Source organism: Kluyvera sp. 142486 (genome assembly GCF_046569695.1).
GTDB lineage: Bacteria > Pseudomonadota > Gammaproteobacteria > Enterobacterales > Enterobacteriaceae > Kluyvera.
Genome location: NZ_JBKHUI010000005.1, coordinates 184,808 through 210,402, shown reverse-complemented (window position 1 = coordinate 210,402; position 25,595 = coordinate 184,808). Strand labels below are relative to the sequence as shown.

Annotated in this window: 20 protein-coding genes and 1 tRNA gene; 11 read left to right on the top strand and 10 right to left on the bottom strand. The window is 55.1% G+C overall.

Translation table 11 applies throughout. The annotated features are described in order from the left end of the window. Nucleotides 1-28 precede the first annotated feature (28 nt). Together rcsB and rcsD are read right to left on the bottom strand one after the other, a co-directional pair. A complete protein-coding gene (gene rcsB / locus ACLGE8_RS08220) occupies nt 29-679 on the bottom strand; it encodes a response regulator transcription factor RcsB (protein WP_410997797.1) in 651 nt (216 codons plus the stop codon). Between the two features lie 15 nt (nt 680-694). Beyond that, on the bottom strand, nt 695-3,370 hold the full coding sequence (gene rcsD / locus ACLGE8_RS08215) for a phosphotransferase RcsD (RefSeq protein WP_410997796.1): 2,676 nt from the start codon (nt 3,368-3,370) through the stop codon (nt 695-697). Nucleotides 3,371-4,207: 837 nt separating this feature from the next. Here rcsD and ACLGE8_RS08210 point away from each other — a divergent pair. The 6 genes from ACLGE8_RS08210 (at nt 4,208) to mgtE (ending at nt 11,557) form a co-directional block, all read left to right on the top strand. Continuing rightward, nucleotides 4,208-5,332, top strand: a complete 1,125-nt coding sequence (locus tag ACLGE8_RS08210; RefSeq protein ID WP_410997794.1) for a porin OmpC — start codon at nt 4,208-4,210, stop codon at nt 5,330-5,332. Nucleotides 5,333-5,435: 103 nt separating this feature from the next. Further along, nucleotides 5,436-6,488: an FAD:protein FMN transferase ApbE gene (apbE, locus tag ACLGE8_RS08205; RefSeq protein WP_410997792.1), complete on the top strand. Its 1,053-nt coding sequence runs from the start codon at nt 5,436-5,438 to the stop codon at nt 6,486-6,488. Nucleotides 6,489-6,561: 73 nt separating this feature from the next. Next, entirely contained in the window at nt 6,562-7,623 is a 1,062-nt protein-coding gene (gene ada / locus ACLGE8_RS08200; RefSeq protein WP_410997790.1) for a bifunctional DNA-binding transcriptional regulator/O6-methylguanine-DNA methyltransferase Ada, read from the top strand. Further along, nucleotides 7,623-8,267, top strand: coding sequence for a DNA oxidative demethylase AlkB (gene alkB, locus ACLGE8_RS08195; protein WP_410997788.1), 645 nt, complete (start codon nt 7,623-7,625; stop codon nt 8,265-8,267). Before ada ends, alkB begins: the two co-directional genes overlap by 1 nt. A gap of 81 nt (nt 8,268-8,348) precedes the next feature. Beyond that, on the top strand, nt 8,349-9,992 hold the full coding sequence (locus tag ACLGE8_RS08190; protein WP_410997786.1) for a multidrug ABC transporter permease/ATP-binding protein: 1,644 nt from the start codon (nt 8,349-8,351) through the stop codon (nt 9,990-9,992). Between the two features lie 128 nt (nt 9,993-10,120). After that, nucleotides 10,121-11,557 carry a magnesium transporter gene (mgtE, locus tag ACLGE8_RS08185; protein ID WP_410997784.1) on the top strand — a complete coding sequence of 479 codons (1,437 nt, stop codon included), beginning with the start codon at nt 10,121-10,123 and terminating at the stop codon, nt 11,555-11,557. Here the strand turns inward: mgtE and ACLGE8_RS08180 are convergent. Next, nucleotides 11,520-12,758: a SulP family inorganic anion transporter gene (locus ACLGE8_RS08180; protein ID WP_410997782.1), complete on the bottom strand. Its 1,239-nt coding sequence runs from the start codon at nt 12,756-12,758 to the stop codon at nt 11,520-11,522. The genes mgtE and ACLGE8_RS08180 overlap by 38 nt on opposite strands. A 272-nt stretch (nt 12,759-13,030) precedes the next feature. Here ACLGE8_RS08180 and mqo point away from each other — a divergent pair, with 272 nt between their 5' ends. Continuing rightward, nucleotides 13,031-14,683 carry a malate dehydrogenase (quinone) gene (gene mqo, locus ACLGE8_RS08175; RefSeq protein WP_410997780.1) on the top strand — a complete coding sequence of 551 codons (1,653 nt, stop codon included), beginning with the start codon at nt 13,031-13,033 and terminating at the stop codon, nt 14,681-14,683. A 76-nt stretch (nt 14,684-14,759) separates the two neighbouring features. Here the strand turns inward: mqo and eco are convergent, their stop codons facing one another. Continuing rightward, on the bottom strand, nt 14,760-15,251 hold the full coding sequence (gene eco, locus ACLGE8_RS08170; protein WP_410997778.1) for a serine protease inhibitor ecotin: 492 nt from the start codon (nt 15,249-15,251) through the stop codon (nt 14,760-14,762). 175 nt (nt 15,252-15,426) lie between these two features. Here eco and ACLGE8_RS08165 point away from each other — a divergent pair, with 175 nt between their 5' ends. Further along, on the top strand, nt 15,427-15,936 hold the full coding sequence (locus ACLGE8_RS08165; RefSeq protein ID WP_410997776.1) for a phospholipase D family protein: 510 nt from the start codon (nt 15,427-15,429) through the stop codon (nt 15,934-15,936). 46 nt (nt 15,937-15,982) lie between these two features. On the opposite strand, the gene ACLGE8_RS08160 is transcribed toward ACLGE8_RS08165, so the two are convergent. From ACLGE8_RS08160 to ACLGE8_RS08150, 3 genes are all read right to left on the bottom strand, one after another. Next, nucleotides 15,983-16,059: transfer RNA gene (locus tag ACLGE8_RS08160), tRNA-Pro, on the bottom strand. Nucleotides 16,060-16,134: 75 nt separating this feature from the next. Then, the gene (gene yejM, locus ACLGE8_RS08155) at nt 16,135-17,889 is read right to left on the bottom strand and encodes an LPS biosynthesis-modulating metalloenzyme YejM (RefSeq protein ID WP_410997774.1); all 1,755 of its coding nucleotides are present in this window, start codon (nt 17,887-17,889) and stop codon (nt 16,135-16,137) included. A gap of 18 nt (nt 17,890-17,907) precedes the next feature. After that, entirely contained in the window at nt 17,908-18,135 is a 228-nt protein-coding gene (locus tag ACLGE8_RS08150; RefSeq protein ID WP_035892650.1) for a YejL family protein, read from the bottom strand. Between the two features lie 183 nt (nt 18,136-18,318). On the opposite strand from ACLGE8_RS08150, the gene yejK reads away from it, so the two are divergent. After that, nucleotides 18,319-19,326 (top strand): nucleoid-associated protein YejK, encoded by a 1,008-nt coding sequence (yejK, locus tag ACLGE8_RS08145; protein WP_123652096.1) that lies wholly within the window; start codon nt 18,319-18,321, stop codon nt 19,324-19,326. A 279-nt stretch (nt 19,327-19,605) separates the two neighbouring features. Then, nucleotides 19,606-21,570: a glycosyl hydrolase family 28 protein gene (locus tag ACLGE8_RS08140; RefSeq protein WP_410997771.1), complete on the top strand. Its 1,965-nt coding sequence runs from the start codon at nt 19,606-19,608 to the stop codon at nt 21,568-21,570. A gap of 53 nt (nt 21,571-21,623) precedes the next feature. On the opposite strand, the gene rplY is transcribed toward ACLGE8_RS08140, so the two are convergent. Both rplY and ACLGE8_RS08130 read right to left on the bottom strand, forming a co-directional pair. After that, entirely contained in the window at nt 21,624-21,908 is a 285-nt protein-coding gene (gene rplY, locus ACLGE8_RS08135; protein ID WP_052285124.1) for a 50S ribosomal protein L25, read from the bottom strand. A gap of 266 nt (nt 21,909-22,174) precedes the next feature. Next, nucleotides 22,175-23,134 (bottom strand): YbgA family protein, encoded by a 960-nt coding sequence (locus tag ACLGE8_RS08130; protein ID WP_410997769.1) that lies wholly within the window; start codon nt 23,132-23,134, stop codon nt 22,175-22,177. Between the two features lie 112 nt (nt 23,135-23,246). Between ACLGE8_RS08130 and blc the strand changes: the two genes are divergently transcribed. Beyond that, nucleotides 23,247-23,780 (top strand): outer membrane lipoprotein Blc, encoded by a 534-nt coding sequence (gene blc / locus ACLGE8_RS08125; RefSeq protein ID WP_410997767.1) that lies wholly within the window; start codon nt 23,247-23,249, stop codon nt 23,778-23,780. On the opposite strand, the gene ACLGE8_RS08120 is transcribed toward blc, so the two are convergent. Next, a complete protein-coding gene (locus ACLGE8_RS08120; protein WP_410997765.1) occupies nt 23,777-25,534 on the bottom strand; it encodes a DEAD/DEAH box helicase in 1,758 nt (585 codons plus the stop codon). The two genes, blc and ACLGE8_RS08120, sit on opposite strands and share 4 nt — an antisense overlap. Nucleotides 25,535-25,595: the final 61 nt, after the last annotated feature.

Genomic DNA, 25,595 nt, shown 5'->3' with positions numbered 1-25,595 from the left:
CATAAGCAGGCCCGATGTGCAACACGGTTTAGTCTTTCTCTGACGGCGAAAGCGTCACGGAGGAGAGGTAGTTCAGCAGCGCGATGTCGTTTTCCACACCCAGCTTCATCATCGCCGATTTTTTCTGGCTACTGATGGTTTTGATGCTGCGGTTCAGCTTCTTCGCAATTTCTGTTACCAGGAAACCTTCCGCAAAGAGACGCAGCACTTCGCTCTCTTTTGGTGACAGGCGCTTATCGCCGTAACCACCCGCGCTGATTTTCTCCAGCAGGCGAGAGACGCTCTCCGGGGTAAACTTCTTGCCTTTTTGCAGCGCAGCCAGCGCTTTTGGCAGGTCAGTTGGCGCGCCTTGCTTCAGCACGATCCCTTCAATATCCAGATCCAGCACGGCGCTCAGAATCGCCGGGTTATTGTTCATGGTCAGCACGATAATAGCCAGACCTGGGAAATGGCGTTTGATGTACTTGATAAGCGTAATACCATCACCGTACTTGTCTCCTGGCATGGAGAGGTCGGTAATCAGTACGTGTGCGTCAAGCTTCGGTAAGTTGTTAATTAGCGCAGTGGAGTCTTCAAATTCGCCAACAACATTAACCCATTCAATTTGCTCCAGAGACTTACGGATCCCGAACAGCACAATCGGATGGTCATCGGCAATAATTACGTTCATATTGTTCATGTAAAGGCTACCTTGCTACAGCAAGCTCTTGACGTAGGCGTCAATGTCGCTGATGTATTTTTCTATGCCTGACGCATCTTTTTCACGAATCAGATGCTCAAGCGATTCACATAACTGCTTGCCGGGTACCAGATTTAGCATGGCAAACACACCCTTAAGGCGGTGAGCTGTCTGTGCCAGTGCGGCAAAATCCTTCGCCGCGGACTCAGTATACAGCCTGCTAACATCTTCCGGTACCGTATCCACAAACAGAGCATAATAGCCACTGGCCTGAAGCTCGGCACTTTCATCCCCGCCCAGCGGCGATTCCGTCACTTCTTCTTGCGCCAGTTGCTCTTCAATAAGCTGGAGTACGGCATCCTGCATGGCGTTGCTCATGTTAAAGTTCACACGCAGCTGACTTGGGCCAATTTTGCGTATCCCAGCCTCATCATCGCTTAAAAGCAAGCCCGAAGCAGTAAGATTAGACGGATTATCTGTTAAAAAAAGGTCAAATTCTTGACTTGTTGCACGTTCATCAGGGTTGATGCAGGTCGCGCCCCAGCTTTCAAGCTGGCGGGTGACAATATTGCGGATCTCATTTGAAGTGATATCCACCATCGCTACCACATCATCCAGCAGCTGCTCTTCTGGCTCCAGGTCCTCTTCGCGCACCGGCATTTTGACATGCAACGTATAGCGCGTGCCCAGCGACTCTCGCGCCTTAATATTTAGGTGACCGCCAAGTTTACGGGCAAGCTGATCGCACAGCCAGAAGGTGAGGGCGTTGGCTTTACCGTAGCGGTCTGACTGGGTGTCGTTCAGATACGGGAAGTGCAGATTATCGACTTCACCGTGCGACACGCCGTTGCCGGTATCAAGTATACGGAAGGTTAAACGTTCTTCCACCGACTCATCGGCATTCACCTCAAGGGTAATTTTGCCAATCTGCGTGGTGGTCACCGCGTATTGGATCAGCAGCAGCAAGATGCGGCGCAGCGCGTCGCGGTCGCCGTGACGCTGCTCTTTTGCCGGAAGCGGGTTATTGATCAGTAGCTGCAGCCCTTTGCGCTTAATCGACGGCAGCACTTCAGGCACCACTTCGTCGATCAGTTCCTGCAGGGAGAACTGCGTGGACGATCCTTTCCAGCTGTCGTTTTCCAGCATATTGGCGAGCTGAATTTCATCGACCAGCCGTACCAGCAGGTCGGCATGGTTCGCGAGCTTCTGTCCGTCTGGAGTCTCAATGGTGCTGGCTTCGGCGGCGAGCGCTTTGATCGGCTGCTTCAGCGTGTCGCTAATGTTCTGCATAAACGCCGCGCGGCCCTGCTGGTTTTTCTCATACAGACGCTGGGCCTGCTTGAGCTTCTTATTCACCAGAATTTCCCGGTCCTGATCGCGAATAATGAAAATCTGGGTGCGTGGTGAAACCTGGCTGCGGAACTGACGAATTTCATACAGCTCATTATTAATGGTGGCCTGAATCACTCCCTGATGCTGATCCGCCATGCTGGTGATGTTTTGCAGGTTGAGGTGCGGTAGCAGATGGTCGGCAATTTTGTTGCTGATTATGGTTCGGTTCGACTCCTGATCGTGCACCAGCAGGCCTAGCGGTAGCAATGAGACAATCTCTTCATTGATGGCGCGCAGTACGCGCAGCTCATTATTGGTCCCCGTCGAAGGAACGTTGCTGCTGCTGCCGCGAGTGGGCAGATTACGGAACGTCGAGTAGCCGAACAGCGCCAGTGCCAGCAGCCCAATGTTCAGCAGCAGCGGCAGCATGATGTTCTGGAAGGTGTCGAGCAGCAACGTGCCAAACGGCACCTGCCACACCAGACGCATGCCGGTACCGTTCAGCGCCGAGGTTATCTCAATGCGCGAGCTATTAAAGTTGATGGAGACGCTGTCGCTCGGATCTTTTTCCTGAGCGCGCTGGGCGTTCTGCACCGGGTCGGGCTCCAGACGGAAACTGTCCAGTGACATGGTTGGCGGCACCAGATCGTTAATCGGTAAATCAAAGGCGACGACGGTTGCCAGATGTCCCGGCTGGTTAAAGGTGGTGCGCAGGGTAAAGTAGCGGCCGTTCTGCCAGGCAAGACGGCGCAGCGACGAGAAGGTTTCGCGCTCATCCAGGGTGTTGGCCTGCTGCAGCATTTCAGCCCGGCGTGAATCAACGATGCTGCCCACGGTCGACTCTTTAAAGCCGGAGGAGAGATCTTTTAACGGCAGGGTAGAGATAAGAATCAGGCTGTTATCCTGGCCGTTGAGATAGTACATCGACCAGGGAACATTTTCCGCGCCCCACAGGGTATCGAGATAGGTCGACATGCGTTGGGTGATATCGAGCGTGGCGCTGTCGTGCGAACCGAAGATCAGCGCTTCGGTTTTACGGCGTGGCTTCTCAAGGTAATAAACATCCTGCTTTAAGCGAGTTTCCTGCAGGCCATCGGCAGGCGGCGCATTGGTATTCGCGGCGGCGATGTTGTCGTAGATCTGCCAGGTGGTGTAGCGCCAGGTATCGATACGCTTATGGACAGCGTGCGTCATATCGACAATCTGATAGCTCTTATCTTTGAGCCAGGCGTTGACGGCGCTTTGAATCATCACGCCCATCGTCACCAGCAACACGATGATCATAAGAAGGAAGAAACGCGTGATGCTCCCCGGAAGCAGAGAGAATTTCGTCGGGCTCATCTTGTCGGACTGACTCATTGGCGTGTGTAACCCATCATAACGGCATCTGAATGAGGAGAAGCTCAAGCCTGAATCGGCATTGAGGCGTGAAGATCCTGTTTTTGCACTGCTGGCAGTATATACAAAAAAACCGGCAAGATGCATCTACAGGGCAAATTACACTGCACGGAGCTGGCGGCAATGAAATGCGGATGAGGCCGTTGGATATTGGCGGTGAGCAGAAATAGTTTGTTGCGGATTAATTGTACAATGTAACATTTATTGTACAGTTATTTACGAATAATGGCTGAAAAATAGCACTAAATAACAAGACATTATTAATCTAATCTCTGGCGACCATAAAAAATGGTATGAGATTTGATTAGTTAATAGTCGTTACAATTTACGTGCGGTAGCACACTTTGATTCAGTTTACGTAAAGAAAGGTAAAAAAAACCGGATGCGAAGCATCCGGTCGAAATAGGGGTAAACTGACATTCAGAATTGAATGACGGTAATAAATAAAGTTAATGATGATAGCGAGGACTATTTTAGTTGTAGGTGAAGGTTTTGTTTTACCATTCAGTGCTATACCTGGGTTGTTTTTTAACTCATTGATTTAATGAATTTATTTGCTTGTTATTTGATTATTAGTGCTATTTTCCCTGTCTTTTTGTGCTTATAAAAGTTCCCTTGTATTTACATCTTGAAACATCTATAGGGATAAATGAAACATTTGAGCGATTTTCGTATCATATTCTTATTGGATTATTCTAATTTTTACAGCACAATGGGTCTGCCGACTGATTAATGAGGGTTAATCAGTAAGCAGTGGCATATATAAAGGCATATATATAACAACAGAGGGTTAATAACATGAAAGTTAAAGTACTGTCCCTCCTGGTACCAGCACTGCTGGTAGCAGGCGCAGCAAATGCGGCTGAAATTTATAACAAAGATGGCAACAAATTAGATCTGTACGGTAAAGTCGACGGCCTGCACTATTTCTCCGATGACAACGGTAGCGACGGCGACCAGTCTTACGTTCGTCTGGGCTTCAAAGGTGAAACTCAGATCAACGACCAACTGACCGGTTACGGCCAGTGGGAATACAACATCCAGGCAAACAACACCGAAAGCGCTTCTGACCAGGCATGGACCCGTGTAGGTTTCGCCGGTATCCGCGTTGCTGACGTAGGTTCTTTCGACTACGGTCGTAACTACGGCGTAGTTTACGATGTGACCTCCTGGACCGACGTTCTGCCAGAATTCGGCGGCGACACCTACGGCTCTGACAACTTCCTGCAGCAGCGTGCTAACGGTGTTGCGACCTACCGTAACACCGACTTCTTCGGTCTGGTTGATGGCCTGAACTTTGCTCTGCAGTATCAGGGTAAAAACGGCAGCGTGTCCGGTGAAGGTTCTACCAACAACGGTCGTGGCGCTCTGAAACAGAACGGTGACGGCTTCGGCGGCTCCCTGACTTACGATCTGGGCGAAGGCTTCAGCGTAGGTACTGCGATTTCCAGCTCCAAACGTACTACCGACCAGAATAACCTGGTATACGGTCACGGCGACAACGCGACCACCTACTCCGGTGGTGTGAAATATGATGCTAACAACATCTACCTGGCCGCTCAGTACACCCAGACCTACAACGCTAGCCGTTTCAGCGGTAGCAAAGATGCTGACGCTATCAGCGGCTTCGCTGAAAAAGCACAGAACTTCGAAGTGGTTGCACAGTACCAGTTCGACTTCGGTCTGCGTCCATCCGTGGCTTACCTGCAGTCTAAAGGTAAGAACATCGACGGTACTGCCGGTAACTTCGGCGACCAGGATCTCCTGAAATACGTTGATGTGGGTGCGACCTACTACTTCAACAAAAACATGTCCACCTACGTTGATTACAAAATCAACCTGCTGGATGACAACGAGTTCACTCGTCGTGCCGGTATCTCTACCGACAACATCGTAGCGCTGGGTATGGTTTACCAGTTCTAATTCGGTTTCGACCGAGACAAAAGGGGCCTTTGGGCCCCTTTTTTAATGTCTGATTTCAGCTAATTAGTGTACTCTTGCGCCGATTGCAGGAGGGTAATAACCGATGGAAATGACTTTTTTACGTACGATGCTGCTTGGCGTCGTTATTTTATTGACTGGCTGTGACAACACCAGCGCGCCGGAGACCCCAAAGGCGCAGGTGACCGTACTTGATGGTAAAACCATGGGCACGTTCTGGCGTGTAAGCGTGGTTGGCCTCGAGCAAAACAGGGTGGAGGATCTGCGTCGCAAGGTGCAGACGCTGCTCGACGGCGACGATCAGCTACTGTCGACCTGGAAAAATGACTCGGCTCTGATGCGCTTTAACCAGTCGCAAAGCACCACCCCATGGCCCGTGAGCGAAGGGATGGCGGATATCGTTACCGAATCATTGCGCATTGGGCAGAAAACCCAGGGGGCGATGGATATCACCGTCGGGCCGCTGGTCAATCTCTGGGGTTTTGGCCCGGATAAACAACCGGTGAAAACGCCGACTCAGGCGCAGATAGTTGCCGCGAAAGCGCGTACCGGCCTGCGAAATCTGACGGTGATTAACCGTGCGGGCCAGCAGTATCTGCAAAAGGCGATCCCCGATCTGTATGTTGACCTCTCGACCGTTGGCGAAGGATATGCTGCCGATCATCTGGCGCGTCTAATGACCGAAGAGGGGATCTCCCGCTATCTGGTCTCGGTGGGCGGCGCACTAGTTAGCCGTGGGATGAATGCCGATGGCCAGCCGTGGCGCGTGGCGATTCAAAAACCGACCGACCGGGAAAATGCGGTGCAGGCGATCGTTGATATTAACGGCCACGGGATCAGCACTTCCGGCAGCTACCGTAACTACTATGAACTGGACGGAAAGCGGATCTCGCACGTTATCGATCCCCAAACCGGGCGGCCGATTACCCATAATCTGGTCTCGGTCACCGTGATTGCGCCCACCGCGCTGGAAGCCGACGGCTGGGATACCGGTCTGATGGTGCTCGGCACGGAAAAAGCCCAGCAGGTGGTGCGTGAGCAGGGGCTGGCGGTCTATATGATCATGAAAGAGGGTGACGGCTTCACCACCTGGATGTCGCCGCAGTTCCGTGCGTTTCTGGTCAGCGGGAAAAATTAAAAAGCAAGATTGCGGGTTTTTTAATTCCTCCTTTTGGTCACAGTGATGGTTACACTAAAAGGAGGAGCCCGTTATGACATCTCATATTCTACATACCGATGATGACCGCTGGCAGGCGGTGATGAATCGCGACGCTCATGCCGATGGTCAGTTTGTTTTTGCCGTACAGACCACCGGTATTTTTTGTCGCCCGTCCTGCCGCGCCCGTCATGCACTGCGCCAGAACGTCCATTTCTACCCCAATGCGCAGGCTGCGCTGGATGCCGGGTTTCGCCCCTGCAAACGCTGTCAGCCTGATAGCCTCTCTCCCGAACAGCAGAAAATCGACAAAGTTGCCGAGGCTTGTCGCCTGCTCGAGCAGGATAGCCCCGTCACGCTCGAGACGCTGGCCGAAGCGGTTGCCGTCAGCCCTTACCATTTCCACCGCCTGTTTAAATCCGTTACCGGCGTGACGCCGAAAGCCTGGCAGCAGGCGTGGCGCGCGCGTCGGCTACGCGATTCACTCAGCGGCGGCGAACCGGTCACCCAGGCGGTGCTGGCGGCAGGATTTCCCTCAAGCAGCAGCTATTATCGCCAGGCCGACGACGTGCTGGGGATGACGGCACGCGCTTTTCGTCAGGGCGGTAAAGCCACTGAGATTCATTATGCGACTGGTCGTTGTGAACTGGGCCGCTGTCTGGTGGCGCTGAGCGACCGGGGCATTTGCGCGGTGCTGTTAGGTGACGATGAAGCCACGTTGCAGGCGGAGCTGCAGCAGAGCTTCCCGTCCGCCCATTTTGCGGCGGCGGATGAATCGTCCCAGGTGCAGATCCAGGCCGTTATCGCCAGCTTGAATCAGCGTTCCACGCCGTTAACGCTGCCGCTGGATATTCGCGGTACGGCTTTCCAGCAGCAAGTCTGGCAGGCGCTGCGCGCGATCCCTGCCGGTGAAACCCGCAGCTATCAGCAGATAGCCGACGGCATCGGCAACCCGAAAGCGGTGAGGGCGGTCGCCGGGGCTTGCGCCGCAAACCGGCTGGCGATTCTGATACCGTGCCACCGTGTGGTACGCGGTGACGGCAGTTTATCCGGTTATCGCTGGGGTGTGACGCGTAAAGCGGCGCTGCTGGCGCGTGAAAAAGAGCAGGAGCGGTGATGCTGGATCTGTTTGCTGATGAAGCGCCATGGTCAGAGCCGCTCGCCCCTGGAGCCGTGGTCCTGCGTCGTCTGGCGCGGGAAAGCAGCGATGCGTTGCTGGCCGCAATTGAGCAGGTCGCTACCGTCTCGCCGTTTCGCCATATGGTGACGCCGGGCGGGTACACGATGTCGGTGGCGATGACCAACTGCGGGCCGCTTGGCTGGAGCACGGACAGATGCGGCTACTGCTACGCCGCCATCGATCCGCTAACCGGAAATCCCTGGCCCGCGATCCCGGACGTTTTTCTCCGCCTGGCACAGGCGGCGGCGAGCCAGGCCGGATATCCCAAATTCAGTCCCGATGCCTGTCTTATCAATCGCTATCAGCCGGGGGCAAAGCTATCGCTGCATCAGGATAAAGATGAAGCGCGGCTGGATGCCCCGATTGTTTCCGTTTCGCTGGGATTACCCGCTACCTTCCAGTTTGGCGGGCTAAAACGCAGCGACCCGCTGCAGCGCGTCTGGCTGGAGCATGGCGACGTGGTGGTGTGGGGCGGCGAGTCCCGGCTGTTCTACCACGCCATTTTGCCCCTTAAGGCAGGCAGTCATCCGCAGGTGGGCGCCTGGCGCTATAACCTGACGTTTCGCCGCGCCGCACAATGACGAATAAAAATAAGAATTATTCTTGATGTCGTTGCTCAGCAGTTTACACTGCTGGCTGTTTTTCTTGCTCTGGTTGCTGTTATGGAACTTCTTTTACTCGTCTGGCGTCAGTACCGCTGGCCCTTTATTGGCGTTATCGCCCTGAGCCTGCTGAGCGCCGCGCTCGGTATCGGTCTTATCGCCTTTATCAACGTACGTCTGATTGAAATGGTCGACACCAACCTTACGGTGCTGCCGGAGTTTCTCGGGCTACTGCTGCTGTTGATGGCCGTGACGCTGGGCTCCCAGCTGGCGCTGACGACGCTGGGGCATCATTTTGTTTATCGCCTGCGCCGCGAATTTATCAAACGTATTCTCGACACCCAGGTGGAACGCGTGGAGAAGCTCGGCAGCGCCTCGTTGCTGGCGGGCCTGACCAGCGATATTCGTGCCATCACCATTGCCTTTGTGCGTCTGCCCGAACTGGTGCAGGGGATTATCCTGACCGTGGGCTCCGCCGCCTATCTGGCGATGCTGTCGACCAAAATGCTGCTGATTACCGCTCTGTGGATGGCGCTGACCATCTGGGGCGGCTTTATGCTGGTGGCGCGCGTCTACAAGCATATGGCGACGCTGCGTGAAACCGAAGATAGCCTTTATAACGACTACCAGACGGTGCTGGAAGGGCGCAAAGAACTCACCCTGAACCGCGAGCGTGCGCAATACGTGTTTGAACAGCAGTTCACCCCGGACGCAAAGGCTTATCGCCACCATATTATCCGCGCCGATACCTTCCACCTGAGCGCCGTGAACTGGTCGAATATCATGATGCTGGGCGCGATTGGCCTGGTGTTCTGGATGGCAAATGGCCTGGGCTGGGCCGACACCAATGTGGCGGCAACCTATTCACTGACACTATTGTTCCTGCGTACGCCGCTGCTGTCGGCGGTAGGGGCATTGCCAACGCTGCTGAGTGCGCAGGTGGCGTTTAACAAGTTGAATAAATTCTCGCTGGCGCCGTTCCGCGAGCCGTTCCCGCAGCCAACGGCGCACCCGAACTGGCAGACGCTGGAACTACGCGATGTGACCTTCCACTATGAAGACAACACTTTTGCGGTCGGCCCGCTGAACCTGACGCTTAAGCGTGGTGAGATGGTCTTCCTGATTGGCGGTAACGGCAGCGGCAAATCGACGCTGGCGATGCTGCTAACTGGGCTGTACCAACCGATCTCCGGGCAGATCCTGCTCGACGGCCAGCCGCTGGCGGCAGATAAACCGGAAGACTACCGCAAGCTGTTCTCCGCGGTGTTTACCGACGTCTGGCTGTTTGAACATCTGCTGGGGCCGGAAGGCAAGCAGGCGAAGCCGGAGCTGGTAGAGAAGTGGCTGGCGCAGCTGCAAATGAGCCACAAGGTGAAGCTTGAGGATGGACGAATCCTCGACCTGAAGCTGTCAAAGGGGCAGAAAAAGCGCGTGGCGCTGCTGCTGGCGCTGGCGGAAGAACGCGACATTATTATGCTTGATGAGTGGGCGGCCGATCAGGACCCGCACTTCCGCCGCGAGTTTTATCAGGTTCTGCTGCCGCTGATGCAGCAGATGGGCAAAACGATTTTCGCCATCAGCCACGATGACCACTACTTTATCCATGCAGATCGCCTGCTGGAGATGCGTAACGGTCAGCTAAGTGAACTGGTGGGCGAGGAGCGTGAGCGCGCTTCCCGCGATGCCGTTGCGCGTACCGCCTGATCTTTTAGCCGCTTTGCTGTTTTTTTCAACGCCTGAGCGGCTCGTTTAATTTTTTTTATATTCCCCCGCGCTATGCTTAATGCGCTCAATCATCCGATTGGGCGCACTTTCAGGAATAAGGATTATTCATGTCTCTGTTGAAGAAGAACAGTGCCCGCCTGCGCGATGAAGAGCGTCAGCGGCTCATCTGGTTGCTGACCACCGATAAAGCGGTGACTTCAGCGCTGCTGGGCAAGCTGACGCTGGCCGAGCAGTATGATGAGGGCACGCTGGTTGATGACCTTGCGGAAGTGGGCGCATTGGTGGCGCACCTGCCGCCGCCGGATCTCGCCGATACCCTGGAAGCGCTGCCGTCAGAAGAGCGTCATGCGCTGTGGAATATGGTGGAAGATGACCGGCGCGGGAAAGTGTTGCTGGAAGCATCGGAGAACGTCTGGGACGACCTCATTGAAGATATGAGCGACCGGGCGTTGCTCGATGCACTGCAAACGCTGGATATCGACGAACAGATCTACCTGGTGCAGCACCTGCCGCGTGACCTGACCGGACGCCTGCTGGCCTCGATGGATCCCGCTGAACGCGCGCGCGTTCGCCAGGTGATGAACTATGCCCACGAACAGGTGGGCTCGATCATGGAGTTCGAGGTGATCACCATTCGCCCGGACGTCACGCTGGCCTCGGTGCAACGCTTTTTGCGTCGGCTGGGCAAAATGCCGGAGAACACCGACAAACTGTTTGTGGTAAAGCGCGACCAAACCCTGATTGGCGAACTGGAGCTTAAAACGATCCTGCTGAATGCAGCGGAACGCTACGTTCATGAAGTGATGGAGGCCGATCCGGTTGCGTTTCACCCGGAGGAGCGATCGGAAAGCGTCGCCCGTACCTTCGAGCGTGACAACCTGATTAGCGCCGCGGTGATTGACTCGGAAGGCAAGCTGATGGGGCGTTTGACCATCGATGAGATCGTTGATGTAGTGTATGAAGAGACCGACAGCGATCTGCGCCGCATGGGTGGCTTGAGCAGCGAAGAAGATGTCTTTGCGCCGGTGATGAAAGCGGTAAAAACCCGCTGGGCGTGGCTCGCCATCAACCTCTGCACTGCTTTTATCGCCTCGCGGGTGATTGACGGTTTTGAACATACCATCTCGCAGCTGGTGGCGCTCGCTTCGCTGATGCCGATTGTGGCGGGGATTGGCGGTAATACCGGTAACCAGACCATTACGATGATTGTGCGTGCGCTGGCGTTACAGCATATTCAGCCGGGCAACTTCTCGTTTTTGATCCTGCGCGAAATGGGCGTAGCGTTGATTAACGGCATTGTCTGGGGCGGTATTATGGGCACCGTCACCTGGCTACTTTACGGCGATCCACATTTGGGAGCCGTGATGACGTTCGCGATGATCCTCAACCTGCTGGTGGCCTCGGTGATGGGCGTATTGATCCCGATGATCATGGTCAAACTGGGGCACGACCCGGCGGTCGGCTCCAGCGTGATGATCACCGCGATCACTGATACCGGCGGCTTCTTTATTTTTCTGGGGCTGGCGACCGTGTTTCTGCTTTAAGCTTTGCGCGGTGCTTAAGGCGGGCAGGTACGACGACCATCATAATGATGCCCGCCAGCACGCCAATTGCCAGATTCCCGGTGCTGACCGTCGCGCCGACGGTAACCAGCATCACCAACGTTTCCGGCCACGGCGTGCGCTTCAGCGCGCCTGGTTGCAGGCTGTGCCAGTTAAAGGTTTTGAAAGCGACAATCACCATAATGCCCGCCAGTACCGACATCGGGATTTTTGCCATCACTTCGCTTAAGGCGGTGACCAGCAACAGCAGTACCAGCGCTGCCGCGATGGTTGATATCCGGGTGCGGCCTTTGCCCATCTCCACGTTTACGATGGTCTGACCGATCATGGCGCAGCCAGCGATGCCGCCGTAGCAGCCAGCCAGAATATTCGCAATGCCGAGACCCGCGCTCTCACGCGTTTTGTTCGATGGGGTGGCGGTGAGGTCATCGACCAGTTTCGCAGTCAGCAGCGATTCCATCAGGCCAACAAAAGCAATGCTCAGAGCGCACGGCCAGATAATTTGCAACGTTTCAAGATTCATCGGCACCAGCCACTGGGTGAAGCCCGGCAGCCCGCCGCTCATCGACCCTTCATCACCAACGGTCGGTAAAATCTGCCCGCTGGTAGCGGTATAGAGGGTGAGCAGGACGACGGCGATAAGCGGCGATGGAACGCTTTTCATCACGCGCGGGAGCCACAACACGATGAGTATCGTGGCGGCAAACAGCGCGACAATCAGCGGGCTACGACTCCAGAAGTGGGGAACCTGAGCAAAGAAAATCAGAATGCCCAGCGCGTTCACAAACCCGGTCATTACCGACTGCGGAATAAAGCGCATCAGCTTTGCCATCCCGCAGGCGGCAAACAGAATTTGAATGATACCGGCCATCACTACTGCAGGCAGGATGTAGGCAACGCCGTGCTGATGTACCATAGGGCCGATAACCAGCGCCACGGAACCCGCCGCGGCGGTGACCATCGCCGGGCGGCCGCCGAGAAACGACATCGACAGGCATAGCACTACGGATGCAATCAGGCTGACCTTCGGGTCAACGCCTGCAATCACGGAAAACGAAATAACTTCGGGGATTAGCGCCAGTGCGGTAATCACGCCTGCCAGCACCTCACGCGTTAACATCGTGGGTGATGTCAGAACGGAGAATAGGGAGCCAGAAAGAGGAGAGGGAGATGCGTTTGACATAGGTATTCACAGGTTATCGATGGCGGGTTTTCTATAATCCCCAGCTTCCGTGCGTACCATCACAAAGGGGGCAATAATACCGCTTCCCGTCACATTCTACCAGTACCAAATCTCATTTTCTGTACACATTTATTAAACATTTTAATAACAGATCTCAAAACTCAACTTAAATTTTAAACAATATTTAAATTTATCTTAGCTGGTGGTAACGTAACCGTACGGATGTTTTTACCTGCATGTAACAAATCGCAAGTCAAGTAAGGCCCCCTACGATGAAAAAAAAGATAGCTGTACCCAATACACAGAAATCGGGTACCGAGACGGTTTCTGTGGCGACTAAGGCGAAGACTCGTGTGGTGCACGAGACAGATGTATTGCTGATCGGTGGCGGCATTATGAGCGCTACGCTGGGTACATGGCTGCAGGAGTTGGAGCCAGACTGGTCGATTACCATGGTTGAGCAGATGGAAAGCGTGGCCGAAGAGAGCTCAAACGGCTGGAACAACGCTGGCACCGGGCACTCGGCGCTGATGGAACTCAACTATACCCCGCAGAAATCTGATGGCTCCGTCAACATCGACAAAGCTATTGATATCAACGAAGCCTTCCAGATTTCCCGTCAATTCTGGGCACACCAGGTGACCCGCGGCGTGCTGACGCAGCCGAAAAGCTTTATTAACACCGTGCCGCACATGAGCTTTGTGTGGGGCGATGACAACGTCAATTTCCTGCGCGCGCGCTACCGTGCGCTGCAAAAGAGCCCGCTGTTCAACGGCATGCGCTATTCCGAAGATCACGAACAGATTAAAGAGTGGGCACCGCTGGTGATGGAAGGACGCGATCCGCAACAGAAGATTGCTGCGACGCGCACCGAAGCCGGTACCGACGTGAACTACGGCGAAATTACCCGCCAGCTGATTCAGGGCCTCAAAAAGCGCGAGCGCTTCACCCTGCAGCTCAACACCGTAGTGCGCCGTTTCCGCCGTAATCCAGACAACAGCTGGAATGTGACGGTTTCTGACGCCAACGGTAGCCATGAAAAACGCACCATCAAAGCGAAGTTTATTTTCATCGGCGCGGGTGGTGCGGCGCTGAAGCTGCTTCAGCAAACCAAAATTCCTCAGGCGAAAGAGTACGCGGGCTTCCCGGTGGGCGGTCAGTTCCTGGTGTGTGAAAACCCGGAAGTGGTTAACCATCATCTGGCGAAAGTCTACGGTCAGGCTTCCGTGGGCGCGCCGCCGATGTCCGTGCCGCACATTGACACCCGTATCATCGACGGTAAACGCGTGGTGCTGTTTGGGCCGTTTGCCACCTTCTCTACGCGCTTCCTGAAAAATGGTTCGCTGTGGGATCTGCTGGCCTCGACCAATAAATCCAACATTCTGCCGATGCTGAACGTCGGGCTGGATAACTTCGATCTGGTGAAATACCTGGTAAGCCAGGTGCTACAGAAAGATAAAGACCGCCATGCGGCTCTGCGCGCCTACTATCCGATGGCGAAAAAGCAGGACTGGCGTTTGTGGCAGGCCGGCCAGCGCGTGCAGATTATCAAACGTGATGCGCGTATCGGTGGCGTACTGCGTCTGGGTACCGAAGTGGTCAGCGATGATGAAGGCACCGTTGCCGCGCTGCTGGGGGCATCTCCAGGGGCATCGACCGCCGCGCCTATTATGCTGGAGCTGATGGAAAAGGTCTTTAAGGACAAGATGCTGACCGCCGAGTGGCAGGAAAAAATTCGCGCCGTGGTACCGACCTACGGTTCCACGCTGACGGAAAACCCGCACCTGATTGAAAAAACGTTAGCCTATACCAGCGAAGTGCTGGGGCTGCGCCATGAAGCGGCCCGTGAAGCGGACCCAACGCCTGCGGTGCAGGTATCGTCCAAACCGATAGAAGTCAAAGAGATGGCGGATATCGCGCTCTAAGAAAGCGAAAATCCCGGTCATACCGGGATTTATTATTTGGTAGCCCGGGCGAGCGCGAGCGACCCCGGGTTTTTTATTAACGTGCGACGGCGTTGTGTACCGTTTCCTGGGCTTGCCAGATACGGTATTTCACTTCTACGTTTTCAGGCGCGTAGATAACGATCGGCAACTTGCTGTTGTAGCGCAGCATGCCATCATCGCCCAGCGATGCGGTGACGAATTTTTTGGTTTTCTTCTGGTCCGGGCAGGCCATCATGGTCGACACCGGCCCGGAGATTTTCTCCACCACATAGTAGTCGTAGCCCCAGCCTTCCAGCGTTTTGCTTTCCAGCTCGCCGCCCAGGCGCTGATGGTTACAGTCGACTTCCAGCGTTTTACCAATCAATAATTCTACCTTGAAGGCCGACTCATCTTTCTGTTCCGGCAACTGAATCACCTGACGCGTCATACCTTTCTCCGCTTTAGGGAAAGGCGCAACCTTTTCCAGCGGCTGTTCTGCGGCCCAGGCGGAGCTGGAAGCGCAGGCGATGGCCAGTAACGAAGCGGCAAGTTTATGTGTGTTTTTCACTGTTCATCCTTTTTATCAGTTTGCAACGAGAGGAGAATATCATTCCTGACATCAATGGTAATCGTATTTTACTGAATTTTGCATTAGGACTAGTTCTAAATATTGTGTTTTAGAATGAATATAGAGATTAAGACTACTTAATTCGCCTGATAACGTACGGATATCCTGAGTAAAGATGAAAATGACCAGATTTCTTATTATAGCTGCGCTTCTCGGCGTTATCCCTGCCGCACAGGCCACAATCCAGGTTGGGTTCTCACCCGAAGGATCCGCCCGTGAGTTGGTGCTGAGCACTATCGATGGCGCACAGCGCTCCATTGACATGATGGCCTACTCGTTTCAGGCCAAAGATACTGTCGACGCGTTGATTCGCGCCCAAAAACGCGGCGTGAAGGTGCGGGCGGTGATTGATAAGCGACGAAATCAAGGGGAGGTCAGCCAGAAGGCCATTGCCAGGGCGGTAGAAAACGGCATCGACGTTCGCATTGACGGCCACTACCACATTCAGCATGACAAGGTGATGATCGTGGACGGTGACACGCTGGAGACCGGGTCGTTTAACTTCGCTAAATCGGCAGAGACGGAAAACTCAGAGAATGTGCTGGTTGTCCGCGATGAGCCGGAGGTTATTCGCCAGTATCAGGCGCATTTTGACAGCCGCTGGGCGCTGGGGAAGTCGCGGTGAGGATATAAAAAACCAGCCATAACAGGCTGGTTTATATACGTTTTTTTGGTCGGCACGAGAGGATTTGAACCTCCGACCCCCGACACCCCATGACGGTGCGCTACCAGGCTGCGCTACGTGCCGACGCATGCAGAAAATACTACCGCTTTTATCCCTGATTGCAAGTCAGGGTTTATCAATTGATTCAAAATTAATCAATCAGTTAGCGATAAAGCGTTTTTCATCCGTCAGCACCTGCAGCAGCAGGCTGAGCTGGGCTTTTTGATCCTCTTCCTTCTCGCCCGCCGCGTTCCAGGTCTTATAGTGACCGTTATGGCTGAGCACGACGGTAATCGCTGGTGTCGTGATCGCCAGGGTATCGTTATCTGCCGACGTCACCCAGTTATGGCGGCGCGTGGCGCTGAACAGATCCTGACCCTGCGAATATTCGTTTGCCGGCGTGCTGACGTGCAGCAGGCGTTGCATCAGGGTGGTCATAATATCTTTATGATCGGTCAATAGGTCGATGCGCTGAGCAGGGGTACCCGGCCAGTGGATGACCAGCGGCACCTGAAGCTGGGCGCGTGACCAGCTAAAGGTGCTGTTCTCGTCGCTGAGCGGCACGCCGTGACCGGCGGTAATAATCACCACGGTGTCATCGAGCTTGCCGGAGTCGCGCAGCGCGTCCAGCACCTTCGCAATTTGCGCATCCACATCCGCTGCCGCACGGGCATATTGACGGTCGTTGGCCTGAGCGTTGTTGATGGTAGTTCCGTTAAACGACACCCACGAGAACCAGCGGTTTTCGTCCTGGGCGTTGTTTTTAAGCCAGTGAGTCCACTGGCTTGCTGTCTGGGCATCGTTCTGCGATTTGCCCGGCGGCAGTGAGAAATCAGAGAGCAGCGCCTGGCGATAAATCGGGCTGGTGAAGCCGTCAGAAGAGAACAGACCCAGCTGATAGCCCTGTTGATTAAGCGCGCTAATCAGCGCTGCCGGAATACGCGCCGACAGGACGCCGTCCATATAGGACGGTGAAATACCGTAGAACAGGCCAAAGATCCCGTTATCGGCGTTGTTGCCCGCGCTCATATGCTGGGTAAAGTTGACGTTGCTGTCCGCAAAACGGGCCAGCGACGGCATCTGCTGCTCAAAGCGCGAATAGTTCAGGCCATCGACGGTGATAAGCAGCACGTTCTTACCGACACCCATATCGCGATAGCGCAGATCGCTAAGCGGGTACTGCACGGTAACGGCTTCCGGATCGCCTTGCTCCACCAGACGGCGCTGGTAATCCTGCGCGTCAAGCAGCCCGTGCTTCTCAAGGAAGCGGCGCGCGGTCATTGGATATGACAGCGGCAGGTTGGCGCGCTGCATGGTGACCGGACGATAGAAGTTAGCATCGGCCCAGATGTACATCACGTGCGAGGCGATAAACGATGCAAAGAAGAACCACGCGACCGGGCGAGCGTAGTGACGGCGGCGCGTCAGGCTGCGCAGCTTCTGCCAGCTCCAGGTGGCAAACAGCATCTCGACCAGCAGAATCACCGGTACGCTGATAAACATCAGCTGCCAGTCACGGGCGGTCTCGTTTTGATCGGGGTTGATAACCAGCTCCCACACCACTGGGTTGAGGTGCAGGTGGAAGCGGGTAAAGACCTCGCTGTCGATAAGCAGCAGCGTCATGCCCGCCGTCGCCAGAATGGCGGACAGGAAGCGCATCAGGCGCTGAGACATGACGATAAAGGTCAGGGGGAACAGAATCAGCAGATAGGCGGAGAACACCAGAAAGCTGAAATGCCCGACAAGGCTGATGTAGGAGAAAATGCGTCCAGCCAGCGTCGTCGGCCAGTCGGCGACAAAAAGATAGCGGCTACCGAGCACCATGGCCAACAGCATGTTGAACAGGGCGAACCAGTGCCCCCAGCTAACCATCTGGGAGACTTTTTCTCGGTAAGGCTGACGATGAGTCACCATAAACTGTTGCTTGTACCCTTAGTGCGCAGGATCGCTGTTAATAGAAGACTGAAGCGCCTGGGCAAAAGAACGCGCAATAGCCTGGCGTTGAGCCGGAGCTACGCTGCTGTTAATCAGGTTGGTGACCATATTGCCCAGCACCATCAGAGAAAGATCGGTCGGGGCTTTATGTTCTTCCAGCACGTTGGCGAGCTCGCTCAGCAGTTTTTCAACGTGTTCATCACTATAGCGGGATTGTTGTGGCATAAATCGAAATCTGTCTATTCATTAAAGGGCAGTATATTACCGTAGCAGCAGCATTTTTTCCGCTTTTTTTCAGCGGAACGCGTTATCCTTTCGCCATTATGCTGCCGCGAGGGCGGTAATGTGTGAGTTGCACTGTCGCATCGGGGGTGATTGAATACACCCGATCTTAAAGGAGAGTTTAACATGAGTCTGGATATCGACCAGATTGCTTTGCATCAGCTCATCAAACGCGATGAGCAAAACCTGGACGTGGTGCTGCGCGACACGCTGCTGGAGCCGACCGCGCCGGTTGAAGAGATGATGGCCGAGCTGCATCGGGTGTACAGCGCGAAGAATAAAGCCTACGGCCTGTTTACCGAAGAGAGCGAACTGGCGCAGGCGTTAAAGCTGCAGCGTCAGGGTGAGGAAGATTTCCTCGCGTTCAGCCGCGCGGCCACCGGTCGTCTGCGCGACGAGCTGGCGAAATATCCATTTGCTGACGGTGGGATAGTGCTGTTCTGCCACTACCGCTATCTGGCGGTGGAGTACCTGCTGGTAGCGGTGCTGAATAATCTCAGCAGCATGCGCGTCAATGAAGAGCTGGACATCAGCGCGACCCATTATCTCGACATCAACCATGCGGATATCGTCGCACGTATTGACTTAACCGAGTGGGAAACCAACCCGGAATCGACCCGTTATCTGACCTTCCTGAAAGGGCGAGTTGGGCGCAAAGTCGCGGATTTCTTTATGGACTTCCTCGGCGCGAGCGAAGGCCTGAACGCGAAGGTACAAAACCGCGGCCTGCTGCAGGCGCTGGACGATTTTGCCGCCGAAGCGCAGCTCGACAAAAACGAGCGTCAGAACGTGCGTCAGCAGGTCTACTCCTACTGCAACGAACAGCTGCAGGCCGGTGAAGAGATTGAGCTGGAGTCGCTGTCAAAAGAGCTTTCTGGCGTGAGCGAAGTGAGCTTCAGCGAATTTACCGCGGAGAAGGGCTACGAGCTGGAAGATAGCTTCCCGGCGGATCGCAGTACCCTGCGTCAGCTGACCAAATTTGCCGGTAGCGGCGGCGGCTTAACCATTAACTTCGACGCCATGCTGCTCGGAGAGCGAATTTACTGGGACCCAGCCACCGATACGCTGACCATTAAAGGCACGCCGCCAAACCTGCGTGACCAGCTCCAGCGCCGGACCTCCGGAAAAAGCTAAGTCTTCCTCTTAAAGCCCGCTCATCCCCGAGCGGGCTTTGTCTATCCGTATTCCCGCCTGTTTTGAGTGATGCTCCTCTCATTTTCGGTATCGATGTTTTTTCATCCAGGTTAAAACTTGAGCTGACTCTCAGTTAATACCCAATGAAATAAATGAAAATACGTTTCATTTTAAATGCAAAAATATTTTGATTTTTCAAATGGAGAGCCACTCTTATTCAGAAGGGCTCAAGGACGCGGCAACTGGGTGCCGCGAATCACTGAGAGGACTAACAACAAGATGCACAATACCTTCAGGCACTCCCGACTGGCGCTGGCCACTACAATGATGCTCGCGGGCGTATTAAGCGGCTGTGACGATAGCGAAGCCGCGCTGGCGTTGGCGTCAGCGGCGCCGCAAAACGTCCAGTCGCCAGTGCTCTCCGTCGACGATGGCAGCGTGGTGCTGGTGTGGGAAAAACCGCTGCTGGAGGCGGACAAGGTGGTGGACTATCACGTCTATCGCGGCGGTGAACTGCTGGGCAGTGCGCGCGATAATCAGGACACGTTCTCCCCTGCGAAACCCTATATCGACAATTTTTACCAGACGCTGGATAACGACCACTGGCAGCAGAAGGTAGATTTGCGAAGCTTCACCGTCGAAGGGTTGAAAGCCGATACCGACTATCAGTTCACCGTCCGCGCGGTCTATTCGGACGGCAACGAGTCCGCCGACAGCGCACCGATTTCTCTGCGCACCACGAAAGAGCCGCACGTGGTGGATGCTAAAGCAGCAGGAGCCGTCGGCGACGGGGCAACGCTCGATACCGCCGCGCTGCAAAAAGCCATTGATAGCTGTACGCTGGCGCAGTATCCGCAAGGCTGCAAAGTCAGCGTGCGCGGCGGCGTGTTTAAAACCGGTGCGCTGTTCTTACACAGTGATATGACGCTGGAGATTGCCGAAGATGCGACGTTGCTGGGTTCGGATGACCCGGCGCAGTACCCGATGAACAAAGGCTACTTTCTTTACCCCTATACTGATAATCCGCTGCCGAAGCGCCCGCCGTCGTTGATTAACGCGCTGGCAGCGGACGATAAAGGAAGCTCTCACGCGGGCACTTTCCGCAATATCCGCATTGTGGGCAAAGGCACCATCGATGGTAACGGCTGGACGCGCGGCGTGAAGCACGGTGGAGCAGAGTCTATCGTTGATGAAGCCGGCAATGCGCTGCCGCAGTATCGCGCCAGCAACGCCAATAAAGTGGGCGAAGACGGAATCCTGGCAAAACATCAGACCGAACTGGCGGTATCTGAAGGGATGGATCGCGACAGCGCGTATAAAAACCGCCGTTCCAGCCTGATGACGCTGCGCGGCGTCAGCAACCTCTACATTGAAGGGTTGACCATTCTCAACCCGGCATTTCACGGGATCATGGTGCTGGAGTCGGAAAACATCGCGCTGAATGGGCTTAGCCATAAGACTTTCGACGGTAATAACGCCGACGGTATTGAATTGGGTAATAGCCAGAATGCCCTTGTCTTCAATAACTTCTTTGATACCGGCGACGACGGGATGAACTTTGCTGCGGGCTACGGTAAGGGTGTCGAAACCTTTAGTCAGAAACCGCAGAGCGGAGCATGGATCTTCAATAATTACTTCCGTAAAGGCCACGGCGCGGTAGTGACCGGCAGCCATACCGGTGCCTGGATCGAGAAGATCAAAGCGGAAGATAACGTGATGTATATGACGGATATCGGCCTGAGAATGAAAAGCCGCCCGTACTACGGCGGTGGCGCGCGCGAGGTGCTGTTCCGCAATAACGCAATGAAAGATCTGGCAAAAGAGCCGTTTATCTTCACCATCAAGTACAGCGCTGACGTGAATGACACCACGCCAGCAGCCGAGCCTGCGCAGTTCCGCAACGTGACCGTCGAGAACGTCACCGTTGACGGCACGGCGGCGAAGAAAAGCATTCTGGTGGATGGTATGACGGTGCAGGAGATGGCGGCGGCCTACGGTATTACTTACCCGCGCGATGCCTATCATCAGAACCTGGCGTTCAGTAACGTGAAGTTCCGTAACGTGCAGGCGAGCAAAATCACCTTCCTGCATGACAGCCAGTTTACCAACGTCACGTTTGATAATACGGACCACGCCTGGAACGTTGCGCAGGTAAGCGGTATTACGCTTTCAGACAGCGTGAATAATGAGGTGATAACGTCGACAGGGAAGGAGACGGTCGTGCGAGAGGCGGCGAAGCAGTAAAAAAAAACGGCTCCAGAAGGAGCCGTTTTTTCGTCACGAAGACTTGTCGGCGATTAAGCGCGAACGAAGTCGATGTGAGCCAGTTTTGGCTTGAACGGGTGACGCTGCACCGCCTGAGCCTTAACTTTTTCTTCTTTACCATCAACAACGATGGTCAGAACTTCGCTGTAGAATTCAGCGTTGTTCTGCAGGTTCCACAGCTTGTCGTGATCCAGTTCGATAGCAACAGGAGCTGCTTCGCCACCATAAATGATAGCTGGGAACTTGTTAGCTGCGCGCAGGCGGCGGCTCGCACCCTTACCCTGCTCTTTACGTACTTCTGCGTTAATAGTAAACATTGATAGCTCTCTTAATTAATCCTGCTACAGGCGACCCAGCAGCAGGCAAATGATCTGCTTCACGGATGTGAAAGCGGGCGGCATTATAGCTTTCAATCCTCATGCGGGCAATTAAAAAGCACGTTTAAAACGTACAAGAGATTGTTGATAAAGGATTGTACCGTATGCATGCCGGGTGGCGGCTGCGCCTTACCCGGCCTACAAACCCATTGATATCAAGGTATTTGTAGGCCTGATAAGCGAAGCGCCATCAGACACCCAAATTTTCAATTTGCCGTTAAGCGCAGTCGCAGACTGTCCGGGTAGGGCGAAAAATAGCGCTGCGTCAGCAGGTAATCATCCGGGTGCTCGGCGAGGTAGTGCTTCAGCAGCGTCAGCGGCGCGAGGATTGGCAGGTGTCCGGCGTGGTAGTTGACGATCACGTCGCGAAGCTCTGCCCGCTGGCGATCGTTGAGCTGTTTGCGGAAATAACCCTGAATATGCATCAGCACGTTGGTGTGATTTTTACGTGAGGCCGGGTGGCGCAGAATCGCCATCAGCTTGTCGCGATAGGCAACAAAAAAGGCATCCAGGTCCTGCCATTCATGCAGATGGGCGATAAAGGGGCCGATCTCACGGTAGCCGGGCTGGTTGTGGGCCAGCAGATGCAGCTTATAGCGGCTGTGAAACGCCAGCAGGGCCTGACGGGTTAATCCCTCTTCCCGCAGCGTATTCAGCTCGTGCAACGCAAATATCCGCGCCACAAAGTTCTCCCTCAGTACCGGGTCGTGCAGTCGGCCGTCCTCTTCCACCGGCAGCCACGGATAGCGTGCTTGCAGCGCCGCGGTAAACAGGCCAACGCCTTCCTTCGCGCCGCGATTACCGCGTTCATCGTACAACCGCACCCGCTCCATTCCGCAGCTGGGGGACTTTGCACAAACTATATAGCCGGCGAATTGCGCCGCGCCTGGCAGCACCTCCTCGGCAAAATGGTGCATTTTATCGGTGAGGTCGTTATCCAGGTTCTGGCTCATGCGCACGCGGGTATCGCCATTTGCGGTCTTCACCAGCCGCAGCGCCGGGCGCGGTGTGGGCAGGCCGATGCCCATTTCCGGGCAGACGGGTTTGAAGGTTACCCATTCGGCAAGCTCATCCATAATAAACCCCATCCGCTTATGCCCGCCGTCAAAGCGAACGGCAGCACCGGTCAGGCAGCCGCTGATGCCGAGTGTCGGTTTGTCGTTCATATTATTGTCCTGTTTGTGGTGGGCCATAGCTCAAGCATAGGTTCTCCCGCTTCCGGCCGCGTGGCTTTTTATCCTCTACACTTAAACAAGGATCGTAAAGAGAGGAAACTGCATGAAACTATGGCCCGTAGTCACCGGAGTCGCGTTGTCGCTCGCGCTGGTGGCTTGTCGTTCACCCACCCCGCCAAAAGGGGTGACGCCGATTCGCCATTTTGATGCTAGCCGCTATCTGGGAAAATGGTATGAAATTGCCCGTCTGGATAACCGCTTTGAGCGCGGTCTGGAGCAGGTGACCGCTCACTACGGTAAGCGTAAGGATGGTGGCATTAGCGTGCTGAACCGTGGGTTTGACCCGCAGCGAGGCGAGTGGAAAGAGAGCGAAGGGAAGGCGTACTTCACCGGCGAGCCGAGCGTTGCCGCGATGAAGGTCTCGTTCTTTGGTCCTTTCTATGGCGGCTATAACGTCATCGCGCTGGATGATGACTACCAGTACGCGCTGGTCAGCGGGCCGAACCGCGACTACCTGTGGATTTTATCGCGCACGCCAACGCTGCCGCCGCAGGTACAGCAAAACTACCTGTCCATCGCCCGCGGGCTGGGGTTTGCCGTCGATGATTTGCTGTGGGTGAAGCAAACGCGCAGCTAGCGTAGCTCGTTGGCCCGGCGATAGCGGCCTTCGTAGTCGAACACTTTTTCGCGTACCTGCCAGTAGACGCCTTTCTTACGGGCAACGACAAAATCCGGTGCGCGGAGCAGCGCCTGCTGAGCGATGATATCGCTCGGCGTTATCCAGCGCAGCGGCACGCCGGGCGTACGGGTGTGCGGGCGGATAAACAGCTGCTCGAACGCCGTTTTCTGCGCGGGGGTGTGCAGACGGAAGCGCTCACTAACGTCCGCGCCGTCTTCGTCATAATAGGTGATTTTAAGCCAGCCGCCTTTCTCATCCATGCCGTCCTGTAACACCATGCCGCTACAGCGCAGCACCAGCGCGTCTTTAAGCTTCAGCGCTGCTTTCAGCATATCGTCCGGGTCAACCAGCACCGTGTCGCACTCCCGACAGCGGCGGGCGGCAATGTCGTTTTCGGCGTTACACTGCGGGCAGTTTTTAAAGCGGAAGCGATAGTCGCACTGCTCGCGATGACCTTCATCATCTTCAAGCCAGCCCTGACAGCGGCGGCCAAAGTGCTCAATAATGGTGCCGTCGGCGGTGGTTTTTCCCCAGAAGGTATTGGCAAAGCCGCAGCCGGGGCAGAAAACCTGCACTGGCACGTTATCGCTTTTGCCTTTTGGTGAACCCACTTCCGGCGTGTAGAGGTCGTGCGGGTTACCGGCGTAATCGAGGATCAGACAGTCCGTTTTCCCCGGCGCCAGACGCAGGCCGCGGCCCACAATTTGCTGATACAGGCTGATGGACTCGGTAGGGCGCAGAATCGCAATCAGGTCAACGTGCGGGGCGTCAAAACCGGTGGTCAGGACGGCGACGTTAACCAGATAGCGGAACTGCTGATTTTTAAAGGCTTCAATCAGCTCGTCGCGCTGCGGGCCTGGGGTCTCGCCGGTGATCAGCGCCGCGTCATTGGCGGGCAGCAACCCGGTAATCTCGCGGGCGTGCTCGACGGTGGCGGCAAAAATCATCACCCCTTTGCGCGTCTGCGCAAACTCCTCAATCTGGCTGATGATGTGCGGCGTAATGCGCTGCTGCTGTTTCAACTCGCGGTTGAGGTCCGACTCGCTGAACAGTCCGTTGCTGTTGGCCTGCAGGCGGCTGAAATCGTACTGCACCACGGGCATATCCAGCCGCTCCGGCGGCGTCAGATAGCCGTGTTTAATCATGTAGCGCAGCGGTAACTCATAGATGCAGTCGCGGAACAGCGCTTTCTCATCGCCGCGCACCATGCCGTGGTAGTGGAACTGATAAATCCAGCCTTTGCCCAAGCGGAACGGTGTGGCCGTGAGGCCCAGCAGGCGGATGTGAGGATTCACTTTCCCCAGATGGCTGAGAATTTGCTGGTACTGACTATCATCATCGTCGCTGATGCGGTGGCACTCATCGACAATTAACAGCGAAAACTCGCCCTGGAAATGGTCAAGATTACGCGCCACCGACTGCACGCTGCCGAACACCACTTTGCCGTGGCTCTCTTTGCGCTTTAGCCCGGCCGCATAAATATCGGCCTCCAGCCCCAGCGCACAGTATTTCGCGTGGTTCTGCGCCACCAGTTCTTTGACGTGCGCCAGCACCAGTACGCGACCGCGAGCCAGCCGCGCCAGCTCGGCTATCACCAGGCTTTTCCCGGCACCGGTGGGCAACACGATAACCGCAGGCTGAGTATGGCGACGGAAGTAGGCCAGGGTGGCGTCAACCGCTTCCTGTTGGTAGGGGCGAAGTGTAAAAGTCATTGGCGTGATGATTGTCCTTAACAGCCAAATAGTATGCCATGAATCTTTTCACTTGAGTGGG